Source organism: Neisseria subflava, from assembly GCF_024205705.1.
In the GTDB taxonomy this organism is placed as follows: Bacteria; Pseudomonadota; Gammaproteobacteria; order Burkholderiales; family Neisseriaceae; genus Neisseria; species Neisseria subflava_D.
This window is the reverse complement of the sequence record NZ_CP073115.1, coordinates 1817516-1837074: the sequence shown is the minus strand read 5'-3', so window position 1 is coordinate 1837074 and position 19559 is coordinate 1817516. Positions and strand designations below refer to the sequence as shown.

Here is a 19559-nt window from a genome sequence, read left to right as displayed (position 1 = left end):
AAGCGGATATGTTGATTTCAGACGGCCTAGGAAGTGTCAGGCCGTTTGAAGTTTTATTTGATGATTGTACAACCAGTTTTCGAGTTTTTGTCGGTCGGTAATGTGCAGCAGGGCGGTATTGGCTTCTGCTGCTTGAACTGTGATGCTGGTTTCGCGCAACAGGCCTTGGCGGAAGAAATGGATGGTGGTGCGTGTGCCGATAGGCAGTTTGCTCCACTGCGCTGCAAGGTCGTTGCAGGCATAGCCGCCTAAGGCGATGATTTTGTCTTGCGGACAGAGTCCGGCATTTTCTGCGCTGCCACCATTAAATACATGAGTCAGGATAGCGTGGTCGCCGTTTTGTTTGAAACGTGCGCCCAAATCGTTGGCGGGGGCAACCGATTGGGGTTCGTTGGCAAATGCTCCGCCGTGCTGGCGTGGCAGGGGGATAAAGTCGAGTTTGACACCTACGCTTTGCAGACATTCTGCGAGCGGAAGGTCTTCGGTACTGTATAAGGCCGTCTGAAAGAAGGTTTCTAAATCTAAACCGGTTATTTCTTGACAACGGGATTGCCAGTGTTTTTCGGGTATGCCTTGATGGGTGTTGCACCAGTCGCGATAGTGTTGCTGCATCACGCTGTCGAGGTTGTATTTGCCTTGGCTTTTTTCACGGATGATGAGGTCGAGGCAAAGTGCGGCCAGTGCGCCTTTTTGATAGTAGCTGACGATGGCGTTGGGGCTGTTTTCGTCTTGTTTGTAGAACTTGTCCCATGCGCTGAAACTGGATTGGGCAAGTGTTTGTTTCAGACGGCCTTGTGTTTGCTGTACGCGTGTGATGCTTTGTGCAAGCAGGGTAAGGTAGGCTTCGGGACTGATGGTTTTGCTTCGGGCTAGAAAGAGGTCGTCGTAGTAGGAAGTAATGCCTTCAAATGCCCAAAGTTGCTCGGTGTAGTTTTCTTGGTCGAGGTTGTAAGGTGCGAATACGGCCGGTTTGATGGATTTGACGTTCCATGCGTGGAAGTATTCATGGGAGAAGAGGCCGAGCAGTTCGGTATAAGCTTTGTCGGCTTCGCCCATATCGTAAGATGGCAGACTGTGGCGGTCGGCGAGTAGGGCGGTGCTGCTGATGTGTTCCAGTCCGCCGTAGAGGTTGTCGCCCAGATGTAGTAGGAAAAGGTATTCGGTAAACGGGGCAGGGGAGGGGAACATCGCCAATTCGGTTTCGCAGATTTTTTGAATATCGGCGAGGAAGCGGGCACGGTCGAAATCAGGATAGATACCGCTTAATGCAATACGGTGGGGGATGCCTTGTGCTTCAAAGTCGAGGAATTCGATGATGCCTGTTTCAACCGGATGGTCGATAAGCTCGGCGTATGAGGCCGTCTGAAAAGTGGTCGCCGAGGTTTGGGGCAGGGTGGTGGCTATCTGCCATGTGTGCGGCAGGGTAGGAAATTCGACTTGGTGTGGTTGTTGTTCTTGTCCGTGTACTTTTAAGAAGAGGCATGCGCCGTCGAAAAAGCCGCGCTCTGTACTGAGGAATGAGCCGCGTACAGACAAGTCGAATGCGTAGACGGTGTAGTAAATTTCCCACGCTCCACTGAGAGCAGGGGTTTGCCAATGGTTTTTGCTGGTTTGTGTCAGCGGCTGGGCTTTGCCGTTGCAGCGCGCGTTGATGTGTGTGATGTGGCGGGCAAAGTCACGGATGAGGTAGCTGCCGGGCACCCAGTTGGGTAAGCTGATTTCTGTTTCTGAATCATTGGTTTGAGTGAATGATAAGGTGATGTGCCATTCATGAGACAGAAAGTTGGGGGTGATTTTGTAATTAATCATGGCTATTGGTTAATTTGCTAAAGTTTATTAAGAGGAAGGGGTTTTAAAGGGTAGGCTTAATCTATATCAATAAAACTGTACGAAAAAGGGGGCTTGAAAAAATACTGTGCCCGATTTATTGGATATGTTTAAATAATTTATTGATTATAAAAGAAATGAGATTATGTCTTACTAAAGGTTTTATGCAATATGGAATGTAATTTTGCTTGGCATGTTGTGGTGTCTATGTTAAATTTAGAAAAATTTGAGCCTTAGCTGTATTGCGCTTTTCATAAACGTAATGGTTGAGGTGAGATAAAAATTTTTTATACCCATAATTTATGGAGACTTCCATGGACACACAAACTTATAACTACAAAGTGGTGCGCCAGTTCGCCATCATGACTGTAGTTTGGGGTATTGTGGGCATGTTGGTTGGCGTTATCGTCGCTGCCCAGCTTTTTGCTCCGGCCCTCGATTTATCCAATATCGGACCTTGGTTCCACTTCGGCCGCCTGCGTCCTCTGCACACCAATGCGGTTATTTTTGCATTCGGCGGTTGCGGTTTGATCGGTACATCATACTACGTTGTTCAACGTACATGTAATACCCGTCTGTTTGGCGGTTGGCTGCCTGCATTTACCTTCTGGGGTTGGCAGGCCGTTATCGTGGCTGCGGCCATCAGCTTGCCTATGGGTTACACCCAAGGTAAAGAATACGCCGAGTTGGAATGGCCTATCGACATTTTGATTACGCTGGTGTGGGTTGCCTACGCTATCGTATTCTTCGGTACGATTGCCAAACGTAAAATCAAACATATTTACGTTGCCAACTGGTTCTACGGCGGCTTTATCTTGGCCGTTGCGCTGTTGCACATCGTCAATAATATCAGCATCCCTGCCGGTTTGATGAAATCTTACCCGGTTTACGCAGGTGCGATTGATGCGATGGTTCAATGGTGGTACGGCCACAATGCGGTGGGCTTTTTCCTGACAGCCGGCTTCTTGGGTATGATGTACTATTTCGTACCTAAACAAGCAGGCCGTCCGATTTACTCTTACCGCTTGTCCGTCGTCCACTTCTGGGCTTTGATTTTCACTTATATGTGGGCAGGTTCTCACCACTTGCACTACACCGCATTGCCTGACTGGACTCAATCTTTGGGTATGGTATTGTCTTTGATCCTGTTCGCACCTTCTTGGGGCGGTATGATCAACGGTATCATGACTCTGTCTGGTGCATGGGACAAACTGCGTACCGACCCGATTTTGAAATTCTTGATCGTATCTCTGTCTTTCTACGGTATGTCTACGTTTGAAGGCCCGATGATGTCTATCAAAACGGTTAACGCTCTGAGCCACTATACTGACTGGACTGTTGCACACGTTCACGCCGGTGCATTGGGCTGGGTGGGCTTTGTAACCATCGGTTCCGTTTACTACATGATTCCCCGCTTGTTCGGCAAAAATGAAATGTACAGCACCAAATTGGTTGAGGCGCATTTCTGGATCGCGACCATCGGCGTGGTTCTGTATATCGCTGCAATGTGGATTGCCGGCGTAATGCAAGGTCTGATGTGGGGTTCTTTGAATGACGACGGCACGCTGACTTATTCCTTCGTTGAATCCGTAAAACGTACCATGCCTTACTACATGATTCGTTTCACCGGCGGTCTTCTGTACCTGAGCGGTATGTGCATCATGGCATATAACGTTTACCGTACTGCTATCAGTGGTAAAGCAGTTGATGCTGAGATTCCTGCGGTTTCTCAAACTCAACACCACTAATGACAAGAAAGATAGGCTACCAAAATGAAATTACAACAATTAGCTGAAGAAAAAGTCGGTGTACTGATTGTATTCACCCTGCTTGTAGTCAGCGTCGGCCTTCTGATTGAGGCTGTTCCGCTGTTCTTCACCAAGGCAGTTACCGAACCTGCACCCGGCGTGAAACCATATAACGCCCTGCAAGTGGCCGGTCGCGATATTTATGTGCGCGAAGGCTGCTACAACTGCCACTCTCAAATGATTCGTCCATTCCGTGCAGAAACTGAACGTTACGGCCACTACTCCGTTGCCGGTGAGTCTGTTTATGACCATCCGTTCCAATGGGGTTCTAAACGTACCGGTCCGGATTTGGCTCGTGTCGGCGGCCGTTATTCCGATGAATGGCACCGCATCCACCTGCTGAACCCGCGCGACGTTGTGCCGGAGTCCAATATGCCTGCATTTCCATGGCTCGCACGCAATAAAGTCGATGCCGAGGCAACTGTGGCGCATATGAAAGCCCTGCGTAAAGTGGGTACACCTTACAGCGATGAAGAAATTGCCAAAGCACCTGAAATGCTGGCCAACAAATCAGAGCTGGACGCTGTTATCGCCTACCTGCAAGGCTTGGGCTTGGCATTGAAAAACGTAAGGTAACATCATGGACGCTAACTGGGCTCGCTCGCTCTTTACTGTTTGGGTATTCATCAGCTTTATTTTAGTCCTCTATATTGTGTTCAATAGACGCAATAAGAAAAACTATGATGATGCAGCCAGCAGTATTTTCGATAATGACGAACAAAGGCCGTCTGAAAAGGACGATCAAGCTCAGTCAGTCCGTGATCACGGAGCAAAATAATGAACACAACATCCCAATTTACCAGTAGTTTCTGGAGTATATATATTGCCGTTATCGTCGTGCTCAGCTTCATCGGCCTGGCTTGGCTTCTGCTTTCGCAAAACGTTGTGAAACGCCCTAAAAAAGGCGAAGAAGTAAAAACCACAGGTCATGAGTGGGACGGCATTTCGGAGTACAATAACCCTCTGCCACGTTGGTGGTTTTGGCTTTATGTCTGCACATGGCTGTTTGGCGTCGGCTACCTGATTATGTATCCAGGTATCGGCGATTACAAAGGCCTGTGGGGCTGGAGCAGCCATGGTCAATATGAAGAAGAAGTTGCCAAAGCCAATCAGCAATACGGTAAAGTGTATGCTAAATTTTCCAATATGCCGATTGAGAAAGTGGCTAAAGACCCTGAAGCCCGTGCTATTGCACAAAACCTTTTCAATACCTACTGTATCCAATGTCACGGCTCAGATGCCAAAGGCTCCAAAGGCTTCCCGAATTTGACCGACGACGATTGGTTGTGGGGTGGCGAACCTGAAAAAATTCAGGAAACCATTGAAAAAGGCCGTACTGCCTCTATGCCGGCATGGGGTCCTGCTTTGGGTGAAGAAGGCGTGAAAAACGTAACACAGTATGTTATGTCTCTTTCTAAACCTAAAGGTCAATACGACGAAGAACGTGCAGAGCGTGGTAAAGCCCTGTTTAGCGGCCCACCTGCCAACTGTTTCACTTGTCACGGCGACAAAGGTCAAGGTATCCAAGGCCTCGGCCCGAATCTGACCGACGATGTATGGTTGTGGGGCGGTACTCAAAAAGCGATTACCGAAACCATTACCAACGGCCGCAGCAGCCAAATGCCTGCTTGGGGTCACTTCCTCGACAAAGACAAGCTGCACATCATGACCGCTTATGTTTGGGGTTTGTCCAACAAAGACGGTAAAAAAGCTCCTGCTAAAAAAGCCGAGCCTGCTCCGGTAGCTCAACCTGCCGATGCTTCTGCTCCGGCGGCCGCTTCGGCTCCTGCTGCCGATAAAGCTGCTTCAGATACCAAAGCTGCTCCGGCTGCTGAAGCCAAACCTGCTGAAAAAGCAGAAGCAGCTCCGGTTAAGGTAGACGGCAAAGCTGTTTTTGAAGCCAACTGTAAAACATGTCATGGCGGTATGATTCCGGGTGCACCTGCTGTCGGTAAAAAAGACGACTGGGCTCCTCGAATTAAGCAAGGTAAAGACACTTTGCACAAACACGCGCTTGAAGGTTTTAATTCAATGCCTGCCAAAGGCGGCAACAGCAGCTTGAGTGACGATGAAGTTAAAGCGGCTGTAGACTTTATGGCAAATGAGTCCGGTGCAAAATTCTAATTTTGAGTCGGATTGAAAAAAGCGTACCTAACAAGGTACGCTTTTTTATATTTGATAAAACCAATAAGAGAAGACATATCAAAGAGGTGAAATATATAAGGCCGTCTGAAACATTCAGACGGCCTTTGTTCTTGGTTCAACCAAAATTAATCAATCCAAAGTGGACGTGCTGCGTTTCAGGAACCATTCGCTGAAAGGCCACTCAACACTGTCGAGTAAGTTTTTGGTAATTAGCCCCAGTTCCGTATCGCCTTCGATTTGCAATTTACGGTTGAAAAATAAGGTATCGGGATCTTCCTCGCGCATCATCATGCGCATGAAGTCTATACCGTTGGCCGCCAGCCTCAGATCGGGGACGCCACTGAAGTTGTCGTCCAGGAATTTTTCCGTATTGGCACTAAACCGCACTTTGATACCGGCATCCAAAACTTCGATTTCGAATTTTCTTCCGGCAAAAAGTTCCATATCGGCAGGCAGTAAACCTTTTTTCAGCATGGTATTCAATACGGAGACCAAAACAAAGCGTGGAGGTTTGCCGGGAAGTTTGGTACCGATTTTTGCCATCCATTTGGGTAATATGATTTCAGGCAGCGCCATAATATGCCTCCTTCACGGTTTCAATACCGGGCTGACCGCGCCAATAGCCGTCAACCAGTGTTCCGGTAGTCAGTCGTTCCAACTCGGGGCGGACATCTTCCCATGTGGCTTTTCCGTCCAATACATCGCGGTGAATTTGGATAATTTCAGCCATGCTGTGCATTTGTGGCGACAGTCTGAGCATATTCACACCGATTTTATTCAAGTCTTCATGGTGGGGCAGTAGGTTTTGGCAGCCGTAAGACATGGTTTGGATGCCGTTGATGGTGAGAAACGGCTGGCCTTCTCGCGTATTCATGGCCATACCGTGCTCGTGGTCGAGGCAGCGGAACTCGCAACTGTCTTTATTCAGATTGTAATGGCGGGCGGTAAAGCAACGTGATGAATAGGCGAGCGGCATTTTACCCCAAGCGAAGAGTTCGGTTTCAATGCTGTCTGAAGCCTTGATGATTTCGGCAATCTTATCGCGGCTCAGCTCGGACGGTGCAATCCAGCGGAATGCCCCTAATTTTCGGAATACGTCCAAAGTAGTTTCGTTGTAGATATTCAGGCTTGCGCCGGCAACAAACGGGATGCCGTGTTCGCGTGCCAATTTGACCGCACCCATGTCGTTGGCTTCAACTTTAAACTTTCCCTGCTCCGTGATTTTGCGCAGGCGTTTCAGATCGGATTCGCTTTCGAGCAGGACTTGTGAAGAAAGAATAATCTCCTTACCGCTTTCCGCCAAGTCTCCAGCCAGTCCGAACCAATCGGCAAAGCGCATTTTCTGACGGCGTGAGCAGACTACCTCGCCCAAATAGACCGTATCCAACGGCGTATCCAGCATTGAAACGTAAAATTCCAGCAGGGCTTCTTTTTGCCAGAAAAATAAAATAGGGCCCAGCGACAATTTCAATGAATTCATTTTCTTCCCCTTATTTCCATGGGCGGTTGTATGCGCCCAAAGTTGTCTGATGACCTTCCGAAACTTTGCTCAAGGCATTGTTCCAGGACGGATTGACTTTGAAATGCGACGGGTTGGCTGCGGCTGCATCCAGTGCTTGGCGCAGGGATTTGGTTACTTGAGCCGTATACATCGGACTGCGTTGGCGTCCCTCGATTTTGATGGCGGATACACCGATTTTGATGAGTTCGGGCAACATTTCCAAAACATTCAGGCTGGTCGGTTCTTCCAAAGCATAGTAGGTTTCATCATTGACTTCAAAGCGGCCTTTGCACAAGGTTGGATAACCTGCCGGTTCATTGGGTTTGTATTGGTCTATCAATACCTGGTTTAGACGTACGTTCATGCGGTCGGGCAGTTGTTCCCAGCGGACGGATTTTGCCGGAGAGCAGACACCTTGCATATTGGGCGATTCGCCTGTTGCATAGCTCGACAAGATGCAACGGCCTTCCACCATCACACACAAACTGCCGAAACCAAAGACTTCAATTTCCACATCAGTATTGTCAATCACATGTTTGACCTGATCGATGGTCAGCACGCGCGGCAAAACGGCACGACGGATGCCGAACAGCTCTTTCATCATATTGATGGCTTCGTAATTGGTGGCCGAACCTTGTACCGACATATGCAGGCGTAAATTCGGATGTTTGTCTGCCGCATACGCCATGATGGCGGGGTCGGCAACAATAATCGCATCGGCACCCAAATCCGCCGCCGTATCCACAGCAGCGTGCCAACGCTCCACTTGGCCGGCTTGTGCGAATGTATTGATGGCCATCAGTACATTGCGTCCGCGCGCATGGGCGTAAGCTACGCCTTCCCGCGCAGATTTCATATCGAAATTCAGTCCCGGAAAGTTTCGTGCATTGGTCGCATCTTTCAAACCCATGTAAACCGTGTCCGCACCGTTGTCCACAGCGGTTTTCAGTGCAGGCAGGTTGCCGGCGGGGCAGACCAATTCTGGAATTTTCTGCATTTTGTGTTCCTCGTCTTGATGATAACCTCTATCGGGTTAATCAATATTTTGTAGAATTCCGAATATTTTATGGATTAATGACACAAGATATGCTGACTTAAATCAAATCGAAAAATTCAGATTGACGTAGGCATATTGTTTACAAAATCTTAACAGACGTTGTTTTTTATATATTTCATGTGCTTAAAAATTTTGATGACGAATTTTGTTTCAAAATCGGCTTATGTTTTTAACTATCGCATTTATTAATTTTTACAATAATGGCGATAGAAAAATGAAAAAAGGCCGTCTGAAAATCTGGTTTCAGACGGCCTTTTGCTTTAAAGGGATATATTTAAGAGAGACCCAAACGCTTATCGGGTCGGGTAAACACAAAAATAAACAGCGAGGTTAACGCGCCCAAAGTATCGGCAAGCATGTCTTTTTGCGCGTCCCAAATATCGCCTTGAGAACCCAAGAATTCCAGTCCGGCCTCTCCGCCGTCGATGACGGCATATTGCCATTCGATGATTTCATAGGCGGCAGCCACGCTCATAATGAAGAACAGGGAGAAAAATAAGGCCAACGGCAGGTTGCACAGCTTGCGGCGCAGCAGCCATTCAGCCATCGGGTAGGCATAAAAGCCGATGATGTAATGGGCAATACGGTCGTAATGATTGCGGTTTTCGCCCAAAATTGGTTCGACAAAGCGGTTGATGGATTTAAACGGTACATCGGCAAAAGTGTAGTATGCACCGATGGAATGCATGATCAGCCAGAAACTCATGAATAAGTAGGCCAGGTTGCTGAAGCGGAAAATGCGGTAGGTGGCAACCAGAAGGAAGAATACGGATGCTACGGGAATGATTTCGGCATACCAGACTGCGCGGTCATGGGGATTAATGCCTGACCAAACAATGAGGGCGAAGATAATCGTAGCAAGAAAAATGGGAAAGATTGGAGAGGGTTTATTCATTTTGTGTGTGTAATAACAATGGTTACGTATTGTATAACGAATTGGTAGGGCTGGAAGTTTTATAGACATTCAAGGCCGTCTGAAAACAGCTTTCAGACGGCCTGAAGTTTAGCCGTTCCAGAAATAACGGGTGATGTGGAAAAACACGGGTGCGGCAAAACAAATCGAATCCACGCGGTCAAGCATACCGCCGTGGCCGCGTATCATATTGCCCCAGTCTTTGACACCGTAATCGCGTTTGATAGCAGACATAACCAGGCCGCCAAAGAAGCCCATCAGGCAGACGATAAAGCCGATAACAGCAGCTTGGCCGTGGGAGAACGGCGTAATCGGCGCCATTAGCGCGGCAATGGCTGTGGCCGACAAAATACCGCCGACAGTGCCGGAAATGGTTTTGGACGGCGAAAGCGAAGGCATGATTTTTGCACCGCCAATCAGTTTGCCCCAAACGTATTGCAACACATCCGATACTTGCACCACGCCAATCAGGAAGATCAGCAACAGGATATTGTTGCCGTTATCGAAGCCGTCCAAGTCTAGAAACATCAGCGCCGGAACATGAGACAGACAGAAGATGCAAATCATCGCCATCCATTGCGTTTTGGCGGCTCGTTCCAAAAAATGCGCGGTTTGGCCGCTGAGGCTGGCAATAATCGGCAGTATCAAAAAGCCATAAACCGGAATAAAAATGCTGAACATGCCATACCAGCCGTCATAGACAAAATAGTATTGCACCGGCAGTAGCAGGTAAAAGCAGACCACCATGCTGTAATAGTCGCTGCGGCGGCGATAGACGAGGGTCATAAACTCGCGCAGTGCGGCAAATGAAATCAGGAAAAACAGTACAACCGTCCCGATTTTGCCGAACCAAAATGCGCCCAGCAACACCAGCGTCATCAGCCACCATGCGTAAATACGGGCATTGAGGTTGGCGATGGTGGCATTATCTGCACCGTTTTTGCGCTTGAGCCATTGTCCGATGATACTGGCAAAACACAATACGGCAAACACGCCGACAAAAATATAGCTGGCTTGCGGAGTCAGATGAGCGGCGGCTTGTTCGACGATGATTTGTTGGGAAGTCGTAGAAAGGCTCATGCTTGTCCTCCTTTGTTTTGCTGAACTTCAGGTTCATTTTGGCGAAGCTCGCTGCGGTCGTTTTCAGACGGCCTGAGTGCCAGCAATGCTTCACGGCTGCGTGTCAAAAAGCTGCCTTTATCTTCGTTTTCCTGCAAGGTAAGCGGTTGTCCGATATGGACTTCACACAAAAGCGGTATAGGCAGGATTTTGCCTTTGGGCAGTACGCGGCTGATGTTGTCTATCCAAATCGGCACAAATTCGGTATTGGGTTTGCTTTTCGCCAGATGATAAATGCCGGACTTGAATGGCAGCAGGATGGTGTTGTCGTCAGTGTTGCGCGTGCCTTCAGGGAAAATAATCAAAGAGTCGCCTGCGTTCAGCGCGTCTTTCATCTGTTCGGTAATCGCTTGCGGATTATCGCTATGGCGCGGAATCAGCAAGGCATTGAAAACGTTTTGAATGATGAAGCGTTTGAGTTTGCTTGTCAGCCAGTAATCCGAACCGGCGACTGGGCGCGTGGACAAGCGCCAGCGGCGGGGCAGGGAAATCCACACCAGCACAAAATCGCCATGGCTGCCGTGATTGGCGTAATAGACTTTTTGGTGCTGATTGAATGTCAGCTCGTGCGGGCTTTTAGGGCGTACGCCCGTAAGAAAAGAGACCGACAGACACAAGGCTTGGTCGGTCAGCCAGGCAAGTTGTTTTTTGATGAAGTTTTTCATTTTTTCTGCCTTTGGGAGTGAGATACCGCTAAGGATTCGATTTTGGTAAATCAGCCAAAATAATCAAATGCTTTGGATAAGCAAAATTAAAAATTGTACGGCGGTCAGGTATAAGCTTTTGCGCCATAGGGAAAGTGCGCCGTTTATCCGTTGGGTCAAAGTACGGCTGCCTGAAGTTTGACGTAAACCGTTTTGCTGTAAGGCGTGGTCGAAGTCTTCAGGAGAGTAGCGGTTGTCGGCAAAGTCTTGGAACACGCGGCGGTCGAAGTGAACGCGGATATGGCAGTACAACAAAACTGCTGCCAAGACAAGTTGCACCGCAAACCATGCGCCGCCATATTTTGCCGACAAGGCGAGCAGCAAAGCATTGCAGGCGGCAACATAATGTGCGGTAGAGAGCAGGTGGGCAGTAATACGGCTGTCGGTTGCGTTGTCCATCATTATCCTTGTTTTAAACGGTTGGCCGCAGCTTCAACTGCTTGGGCGGTGGCCGGCGATAATACCATTTGCGGCCGAGCCTGTTTGAGTTCAGCCTTCGCTTGCGTCAAGTCTTTGCAGCCACCATAGACCAGCAGCCACGTCAGCACCACTGCGGCACTTCTTCCATAACCCAAAGCGCAACATACCAGCACTTTGCCGTGTTTTTGGCGCAAGGTTTCCAATATCAAGGCCGTCTGAACTAAATCGTTTTCAGACGGCGTTACCATATCCAGTAAAGGCAGGGCGCGATATGCTCCCTGATAGCTACGGCAGGGATATTCGGCGCATACATCCAATACGGCAGGCAAATGGTTTGAAATCCTCAAAACGCTGCCAATCAATACATCATTGCGGACTTGTGCCGTTTTCGCCTTACCGCGTAACCAATACGCCATGTTTAGCCGTACGCCCACCAGATAAGGCAACAGCAAAACTGTCGCCGCCGCCGATAATTTACCGTTAGCCTGTTTTTGGAATACGTTTGCATTTCCAGTCAAATAGGCAAAAGCCACCATCAGCAAAGACACGCTCATCCATATTAACCACAGCCACGCGCCACCCAGCAACGCGGGTAACGCCGCCAAACACGCACCAAGCAAATACAACAACGCAATCTTTCTTGAGCGTACATCACTCAAGCCCAGTTTTAACGGCGAAGTCATCTGACACGGGAAAGCCCACAACACTAGCCAGCCGAGCAATGCTCCGGTCGGCACGTCAATAAAATGATGTTGATAAGTCGTCAGTACCGACAAGGTAATCAGGCCTTGCCATAAGAAAAGCGGCAGGCGGATTTTTGGAAAGCGCGTCCAATAAAATGCACCTACGATAATCGCCAGCGCGATATGCAAAGATGGTGCTTGGTTGTACGGCAAATCAAATGCAGCCAATGAATCAAACAGCCAGCCTGACAGCCCATCGGCAGGCGGTTTAGGCCACCCGAAACGCAGCGGAAACAGCACAAAGCAAGCAGTCGCAATCAGTTGGGCAGCTACAAGGTGCGCTACATATCGGTTTTGTTCATGTGTATCACGGCAAAGAAAAAATGCCGCGGCATACATCAGGTTCAGCGACCAATAAGGCACAATCGTCCATGCCCAAAACGGAATATTGCTTTCCCATGCAAAAGCGATTTCAGGCACATAGTCCAGCGATGCCGCGTAATGGTTGGAGAAGCCATAGCTGGTGTAGAACAGTGCGCCAACTAAAATCAGCTTGAGCAGGGAAGTTTTGAGGGAGGGTTTCATGGATAGGTACATGGTTTAAATAAGGCCGCCTGAAAGTTAAAAAATTGTTCAGACGGCCTTTATTTTTATTTCTTCACTGCCAAGCTCACGGTGAAAATACCGTCTTCGTCTATCCATTGATGGATTTTTTCAAAACCGGCTTTTTCAACCAACTGATCCATTTCCTGCTGACTGCGGCGGCGCATTACCCAGTTTGGGCTGCCTGCTTTGTGGCTGGTCAGAGCACGGGCAATCATTTCCAGTTGGGGATGCCACGGCTGGCCGGTGTAGATCAGGTAGCCGCCGGTTTCAATGGCTTCGCCGAAGCCATAGAGCGAGTTCAAAATCAAATCGTTGTCGGCAAACAATTCATGTAGGCCGGAGACGATGCCAAGCGTTGGTCGAGGCTGTAAATCGTGATAATTGGCGCGGTCGTAGGCATTGACTTCATTGAAGGTTACCGTGTTTTGCAAGCCGCGCTCGGCAATCAGCTTGCGACCGGCTTCGACATTAATCGAACTGTAATCGCGCAAGCGTACGGAATCAGGCAATGTGTCGGTAGTCAGAGCATCCAATACATAGCGGCCATGACCGGACGCGATATCCAAAACGTGTACAGGTTTGCCTGCTTCACGTAGTTTGGCTGAGGCCGTCTGAATGGCTTTGCCGATATTGACTTTGCGTTGGCGAATGCCGCGCCAGCCGATGGCGTTGAGATAGTATTTGTCCACCCATACACCGAAAGCATTGCTGCCTTGCGGTTGATTGCGGTAGACATAATCCAGCGTGCTACCCGAATCAAAACCTGTTTCTTGACCGATTCTCAAGCCTTCACTCCAGCGTGAACCCAGCTTGAGCGAGGCGCGATATGTTGCCCAAAATGCGCCGCGAGGCGTACAAACAGGCAAAGGCGTAGCCAGTTCGTCGGCTTCACGACGGCTGTCTCCAAATAAGTGCGCTTGAGTCAGATCGACTTGTTGTAAAGGCTGATTGAAACGCTCGCGGATAAAACGGCGCATTTCGACAAACGCGATTTCACGGTCTTGCTCACCTAAAGTATCGTGGTAGAAACCGGGCAGGATATGGCGCTCTTTAATATGGCTGCCTAAGCGGTTGTAGAAATCGTGTTGCGGTTTGTGATGAACAACCCAATCGCTGCCTGAGATCAACAGTTGTACAGGCGTAGTAATCGCTTGTGCATCGGCCACGACGCGCTCGGCCGCCTCATATAAACCCAGCAGGATGCGCACAGAAATAGCGCGGGCAATCAGCGGATCATTGTCGTAGCTTTTTTGACGTTCGACATTGTGGGTCAGATAGTGGGCTTTGACGTAGCTGTTGACAAAGAAATTGCCACGCCATTTTTGCATGATTTTCAAACCGGTATGGGCAAACGGAACATAGAGTTTGACTTTGAACGCAGGCGAAGCCAATACGGCGCAACGGATTTTCGGCGCGTAATCGTGCAACCAAGTAGAAACCAATACCGCTCCGACACTTTGCGCAATCACGCAGATGTTTTCAGGTTTGATGCCGTATTCGTTTTGGATGTGGCGGATAAAATCATCTACGTCTGAAACCGAAGTGCCGATACTCGGACTATCGCCGCGTTCACCGGGACTATAACCATGACCGCGCGCATCCCAAGCGAAATAGGAAAAATCGTTGAAACCCAGCTCATCCGCCACAAACATCATCCGGCCGGAATGCTCATGTCCGCGATGGAACAGCACAATGGCTTTGTCGGAAGAACCATCGGCAGCAGGGCGATAGCGGTAGAAAAGCGAAGTACTGTCTTGGGTAGAAAAGTATTTTTGCTGTTCGGACATGAGAAACTCCTAATAGTCATATTTTTTGAACAGTATCATGACATATCAAATAAATGCAATGATTATCCGATAGACGGACGAATGAAATGATAGGGAGATATGTTAAGTGCCGATTATGGTTGATACGATGAGTCAGTTAGTGGTTCATTTAAGATTTCTAGCATTTTTTTCTCATGATCTTTTATCTCGCTTTCTGTCCAGTTTTCATAACTCATCATAATAGCTTGTTTTAAGCTATCATAAGTATCCTTTTCTTTGTAATACTGCCGTTTCCAATCTGGAAGTTTATTACTGAAACTGGAATTTTTACTTTGAGATAACAAATATAGATTGCCAAAATTATCTAAGACATTTGTATCTAATTTATCTAGGCCAAAATCTTGAGAGGGATTTTGTGGGTAATGGTGCTCAACCGAGCTTCTAAAACTAAATCTAAAATTTTTCCAGATAGATTGTTTAGATTGGTCAATAGCTGAAAAGACCTCTACCTTGTCTTGATATTTCCATAATTGATAATCCAATCGATTAAATACAAAATTTGGGACGTTTACTCCATCATTCCAAGACTTATGTACTGAAGGGGTGGTGTAATTATCATTTAAGATAATTTTCATAAAATCCCTATTTTCATTGCAGTTGTTTTCAAAATAAAATTTATCACAAAGATTTTCAAGAAACTGAATATATGTCTCTTGAGTAATACTTTTCTTATTCTCGAATAACCAACGCAATGTAGCATATAGCCAGTTTTTATAGATTCGGGATGGATTAGAAACATGAAACATAGAAAGCAACATTATTGCATTCTTGGTTTTATCATTGGTTTCTTGAGTATCAATGGAATTTCCATTGTCGATACCAAAAACATTTCTATAGTAATAATTCTTTGATTCTTCTTTTTTGATTTCCCATAAAGACCAATGCTCATTTTCTGAACGTAGTGAATTTGACTTAATAATATATTTATCAAATAAATATCGACAAGATAGCAATGTATCTATGAAATTTACAATCTTTTCTTTGTTCCAGTCTTCATTGAAAAAATCATGCAAAAGTTCTTTTTCATCCAGAGGAATCTTTTTAAAGGTAATTTTGTTAATGCCGGTAGGAAATTTTTCTAGATAAATTTTCAAGATATGCATTAAGAAGTTAGGGAAATCAATAACGGAATTAAAACGCCCATCTGTCTGCTCGTTTGTTTTTTCTTGAGAAGAGTGAATATCTCCATTATCGGCGGTTATCAATTGAAGAATTGATTGTTCTTCATTTGCGGAGCTGTTATCTGAATGTTGAGTTTTTTCTGTATCAGAAATATTCTCAATAATTTCATTAAATTTTTTTGGAATAGTATTTTCCCAATTCTTGCCAAAAATATTTTCCCTAAGTGGCGGGTTAATTCCTATTACAACATATCGGCTCATGTCAGAACACGCATCCCAAATTTTGGCGAAAATAGAGCGTTCACTATCTGTGTCTAAAACCTCCATTAAAGCAGCCTTGATAATCTCATGTTTTTCTAGTTGCTCTCCCCGCGTATTCATAATTTCAAAGTAATGATTGAGGTCGGTGTCTTTGGGTACTTCGGTTCTAATAATTTTGACGTTTTCTTGTAAGAACTCTGCCAAACTCATTCTCTCTTCTTTTGTCCTATCTGTTTCCCAATATTTTTTTATTGATTTTAAAGCATTTTTAAAAACATCAGGTATAGAGTCGGAGTCAAGATCTCCTAAGGCATCGTCGGAGTCATTTCTATGCTCAAAGTATACATTTCTAACAAAGGTATCTGATTTTAAGTAGTGCATGATTTTTAAGTAGTGCATGATTAAAGTCAGTGTGGTCAATCGTTGTTGTCCGTCTATGACTTCTAAACCTCCATTTCCTCTTTTATAAATGACTAAGCTGCCAATATAATAATTATTCTTATTATTCTTATTTTTCTCATTTTTCTCATTTTTCTCATATGCATTCCATAGGTCTTGAATAAGAAGGCTGATCTCATCATCTCCCCATGCGTAATTACGTTGATAAATAGGAATAATATATTTGTCTTTATTTAAATTTAATAATTCATTTATGGTTAATGTTTTTACGTAATCATTATTTGTTTTCATCTTTAATTTCCAAAATCTCTTTTATTTTAGGGTCTACATGTTTTGAAAAATTGACTTTTCCGGTTTGTTGAATAAAACGCATTATTTGTTCGGGAGTAATGGATCTTTCAATATAAGAAATTAATCCGGCTGGAGCACTAGCCTTTTTCTCAATGGTCGTGAAGGTAATGCGCTGATATTCTACCCGAGTACGGTAAGCCCATAGAAAAGCTTTGGTTATAAATTCTTCAAAATGGCTTTCTCCAAATTTATCAAAGTAGAACAATACGGTACATTCAAATAAATTTCTAATGAATTTATCACCAGTTCGATAGCTGTATTTATGATTGTTTAAAAAAGCCATTACTCCTTTTTCTAAATCAATTCCATTAATAGAATGAATTTTATCTAACAATCCATCCTTTTCTTTGAATAGTTTTTCATAGATGGCTGTATAATGTTCAATATAATCAAAGAAATATTTTCCATTGATTAACACTTGTGTGGCCTGAAATGCTGATATTGATCGATATAAAAATGGATTTTCATGTAATAATTTTTGTATGGTATGAGTAGCTAATATTCCGTGTAAATAAGGATAATCAACTTTTTCATGAACGCCTTTAAATGTATCTAATTCATCTGATGTAAATATTTCTGCATTCTCTTTGTAATGCCAGCGGCGAAGTCTAAATAAGATATAATTGATAATTTTATCTAAATTATTTATATCATTAGACATTGCAGATTTTTCCCAGCGTTCGACACATTGGTGAATGACCTTCTCGTCTTTATCCCTCATGTCTCTTAAATGATAGGCTTTTAAGAGGTCATAAGATTCTAAAGGTTTGCCTCTGGCATTTTGTGAATCAAAAAATTGAAAAGCCTCATCTAAGTCATTTAATTCAATACAAACCATTTCACACCTGTTAAGGAGGTAATCCTTAAATTCATTTGTGAAATTATAGTTTTTAAGAAAATTATAGTTCGTTGTAATATTATTTTTGCTGATGCTATGATTCGGTTTTTCCTTTAAAAGAGACACATCCTTCCCCAGTTTATGAAGCAATAACGAGAGTGTAATAAGCCGCTGTTGGCCATCTACTATTTCAGAACAGTCGTTATTTTTATTTAAAACAATTGTTCCGATGCGGTATATTTTTTTCCCCTCCCTAAAATTTTGGAGCAGGTCATCGATTAATTGTTGTACATTTTTGATTGTCCATTTGTATGGTCTTTGATAATTAGGGATACTCAAATTTAATTTAAATATGTCATCAATCTTGAGTATTTCTGCTTTTTCTATGCTCATATAGATACCCCTTAGTATGAAAAATAGGTAAAAATTATAGACTACAATCGGCAAACTACTACCGACATATCATCATAAACTCTTTGTTTCGCAATTAATTTACGAAATACAGTCAGACGGGACTTATCGTTATCATATTGTTGCCAAATTTTTTCTCTTATTTCTTCTGAAAGAGCGTCGCTTAGGCCGTCTGAACAAAGCAGCAGGCTTTCTCCTGCTTTAAGCGTAAGTTCGATATGGCACATTTTGTCTTGGAATTCGGAATAATCTGCTGCTAGATAAGAAGAAACGCCGCCATATATGGTGGCGAACTCTTCTTCTTTTTTATCCGACAAATCATCCAGCAATTCGGAGAGTATCGAGTGATCTTGGGTCAGTTGTTTCCATTTTCCTTGTGTATCAATCAAATAGGCGCGGCTGTCGCCTACGCTGATGATTTTGGTTTTGCCGGTGGTTTGGTCGATTTCGGCGGCAACAAAAGTGGTTGAGGAACCAAAATAATCCTCTGCCAACTCTTTAGATAAAGCGGCTTGTACATGATTGATGGTTTGACGGCTGAGTTTGGCTGTACGGCTTAATAGGTGCATGGCTGCTTTATTGGCTTTTTCGGGACGGTTGCTATTGGAAATACCGTCGGCTATCCCGATGATAAAGCGTGGACGGGTTTCAAGGCGTGTTTCAGCGGTCTTGAGTTTATATTGAAACACTTGTTCGCCGTTAAAAAGGGCATCTTGGTTGTGTTGTTTATTGCTGCCGATTTGTTGGCAAAAGGTGATTTCGCAAAATTTGTTCATGATTTGTCTGTTTGTTGGGTGAATATTCATTGCAGGCTTTTCATTTTTTCTAACCCTCCGGATTTACACTTGGGTAATACGTTTAAAATTTGATGATTAAGGTTAAAGGACGTCTGAAAAATAGTTTTCAGACGTCCTTTACTGCGCTTAACCAAGCACTAATTAACTGCTAATTTTACTGTGTTTTAATACATCCATCGAAACCCGAATACACATTTGAAAAGGAAATCAAACATGAAAAAATTCTTATTGACCGCCATCGTTGCTTTGTCTGCTGCTACTGCCGGTGCCAGCGATTACATCGAACAAAAAATCTACAGCGACAAAAACTTCGAGCAAAACCGTGCTAAAGCCGTAAAAATGTTGGAACAACGCGGCTATCAAGTTCACGATGTTGAAGCCGATAGTCATCGAGGCCAGCCTGTGTTGGATATCGAGGCTTTTAAAGATGGCCGTGAGTACGACATTGTTTTGTCTTATCCTGATTTGAAAATTATTAAAGAACGCATCGACTATTAATATTTTGATGCAAAGCGGATTGTCGCAGGACTTTGGGGTTCTGCGGCAGTTTGCTATTTAGGTATTTAAAGAATGTAAGCGGCATGTAAATTACCTAAAATAAATGAACTAAATATGGTTTTTATTTTCCATTTAATTCAAAGTGTTTGATGTTGGGAGTCATGATATGGATTTGAATGATTGGAAGGAAGACGGCCGGCCGAAGCAGATGGGCGACCAAGGCAAACCTTTAAACGACGGCGTATCTGCCGATTCCCAACAGGACGTTGATTTT

General features: G+C 45.2%; 18 protein-coding genes. 5 read left to right on the top strand and 13 right to left on the bottom strand.

Annotated elements, in window-relative coordinates; translation table 11 throughout:
- Positions 1 to 36 precede the first annotated feature (36 nt).
- Positions 37 to 1809 carry a M61 family metallopeptidase gene (locus tag KCG54_RS08860; protein ID WP_254323966.1) on the bottom strand — a complete coding sequence of 591 codons (1773 nt, stop codon included), beginning with the start codon at positions 1807 to 1809 and terminating at the stop codon, positions 37 to 39.
- Positions 1810 to 2141: 332 nt separating this feature from the next.
- Between KCG54_RS08860 and ccoN the strand changes: the two genes are divergently transcribed.
- Genes ccoN through ccoP form a run of 4 tightly spaced genes read left to right on the top strand, consistent with a single transcriptional unit; the run spans position 2142 to position 5759 of the window.
- Entirely contained in the window at positions 2142 to 3575 is a 1434-nt protein-coding gene (ccoN, locus tag KCG54_RS08855) for a cytochrome-c oxidase, cbb3-type subunit I (RefSeq protein WP_003748780.1), read from the top strand.
- A 24-nt stretch (positions 3576 to 3599) separates the two neighbouring features.
- Positions 3600 to 4211: a cytochrome-c oxidase, cbb3-type subunit II gene (gene ccoO, locus KCG54_RS08850; protein ID WP_003748778.1), complete on the top strand. Its 612-nt coding sequence runs from the start codon at positions 3600 to 3602 to the stop codon at positions 4209 to 4211.
- A gap of 4 nt (positions 4212 to 4215) precedes the next feature.
- Positions 4216 to 4413, top strand: a complete 198-nt coding sequence (locus tag KCG54_RS08845) for a cbb3-type cytochrome oxidase subunit 3 (RefSeq protein ID WP_003748776.1) — start codon at positions 4216 to 4218, stop codon at positions 4411 to 4413.
- Positions 4413 to 5759, top strand: coding sequence for a cytochrome-c oxidase, cbb3-type subunit III (gene ccoP / locus KCG54_RS08840; RefSeq protein ID WP_254323965.1), 1347 nt, complete (start codon positions 4413 to 4415; stop codon positions 5757 to 5759). Before KCG54_RS08845 ends, ccoP begins: the two co-directional genes overlap by 1 nt.
- Positions 5760 to 5909: 150 nt before the next feature.
- Here the strand turns inward: ccoP and ubiT are convergent, their stop codons facing one another.
- The 12 genes from ubiT to KCG54_RS08780 form a co-directional block, all read right to left on the bottom strand.
- Complete coding sequence (gene ubiT, locus KCG54_RS08835) at positions 5910 to 6356, bottom strand: ubiquinone anaerobic biosynthesis accessory factor UbiT (protein WP_254323964.1); 447 nt, start codon at positions 6354 to 6356, stop codon at positions 5910 to 5912.
- Positions 6343 to 7260: a U32 family peptidase gene (locus tag KCG54_RS08830; RefSeq protein WP_254323963.1), complete on the bottom strand. Its 918-nt coding sequence runs from the start codon at positions 7258 to 7260 to the stop codon at positions 6343 to 6345. The genes ubiT and KCG54_RS08830 overlap by 14 nt, the downstream gene beginning before the upstream one ends.
- A gap of 10 nt (positions 7261 to 7270) precedes the next feature.
- Complete coding sequence (gene ubiU / locus KCG54_RS08825) at positions 7271 to 8278, bottom strand: ubiquinone anaerobic biosynthesis protein UbiU (RefSeq protein WP_070814894.1); 1008 nt, start codon at positions 8276 to 8278, stop codon at positions 7271 to 7273.
- 334 nt (positions 8279 to 8612) lie between these two features.
- The gene (locus KCG54_RS08820; protein ID WP_254323962.1) at positions 8613 to 9233 is read right to left on the bottom strand and encodes a DUF2238 domain-containing protein; all 621 of its coding nucleotides are present in this window, start codon (positions 9231 to 9233) and stop codon (positions 8613 to 8615) included.
- A 108-nt stretch (positions 9234 to 9341) separates the two neighbouring features.
- Positions 9342 to 10331: a phosphatidate cytidylyltransferase gene (locus tag KCG54_RS08815; protein WP_070836845.1), complete on the bottom strand. Its 990-nt coding sequence runs from the start codon at positions 10329 to 10331 to the stop codon at positions 9342 to 9344.
- Positions 10328 to 11035 (bottom strand): lysophospholipid acyltransferase family protein, encoded by a 708-nt coding sequence (locus tag KCG54_RS08810; RefSeq protein ID WP_254323961.1) that lies wholly within the window; start codon positions 11033 to 11035, stop codon positions 10328 to 10330. The genes KCG54_RS08815 and KCG54_RS08810 overlap by 4 nt, the downstream gene beginning before the upstream one ends.
- A gap of 63 nt (positions 11036 to 11098) precedes the next feature.
- On the bottom strand, positions 11099 to 11473 hold the full coding sequence (locus tag KCG54_RS08805) for a hypothetical protein (RefSeq protein ID WP_254325015.1): 375 nt from the start codon (positions 11471 to 11473) through the stop codon (positions 11099 to 11101).
- A gap of 2 nt (positions 11474 to 11475) precedes the next feature.
- Positions 11476 to 12762 (bottom strand): phosphatase PAP2/dual specificity phosphatase family protein, encoded by a 1287-nt coding sequence (locus tag KCG54_RS08800; RefSeq protein WP_254323960.1) that lies wholly within the window; start codon positions 12760 to 12762, stop codon positions 11476 to 11478.
- A 65-nt stretch (positions 12763 to 12827) separates the two neighbouring features.
- Positions 12828 to 14570: a bifunctional alpha/beta hydrolase/class I SAM-dependent methyltransferase gene (locus KCG54_RS08795; RefSeq protein ID WP_254323959.1), complete on the bottom strand. Its 1743-nt coding sequence runs from the start codon at positions 14568 to 14570 to the stop codon at positions 12828 to 12830.
- A gap of 113 nt (positions 14571 to 14683) precedes the next feature.
- Complete coding sequence (locus tag KCG54_RS08790) at positions 14684 to 16681, bottom strand: DUF262 domain-containing protein (protein WP_254323958.1); 1998 nt, start codon at positions 16679 to 16681, stop codon at positions 14684 to 14686.
- On the bottom strand, positions 16668 to 17972 hold the full coding sequence (locus KCG54_RS08785) for a DUF262 domain-containing protein (protein WP_254323957.1): 1305 nt from the start codon (positions 17970 to 17972) through the stop codon (positions 16668 to 16670). Before KCG54_RS08785 ends, KCG54_RS08790 begins: the two co-directional genes overlap by 14 nt.
- A gap of 41 nt (positions 17973 to 18013) precedes the next feature.
- Positions 18014 to 18766, bottom strand: a complete 753-nt coding sequence (locus KCG54_RS08780) for a PP2C family protein-serine/threonine phosphatase (protein WP_254323956.1) — start codon at positions 18764 to 18766, stop codon at positions 18014 to 18016.
- Between the two features lie 234 nt (positions 18767 to 19000).
- Between KCG54_RS08780 and KCG54_RS08775 the strand changes: the two genes are divergently transcribed.
- The gene (locus tag KCG54_RS08775; protein WP_254323955.1) at positions 19001 to 19285 is read left to right on the top strand and encodes a PepSY domain-containing protein; all 285 of its coding nucleotides are present in this window, start codon (positions 19001 to 19003) and stop codon (positions 19283 to 19285) included.
- Positions 19286 to 19559 lie beyond the last annotated feature (274 nt).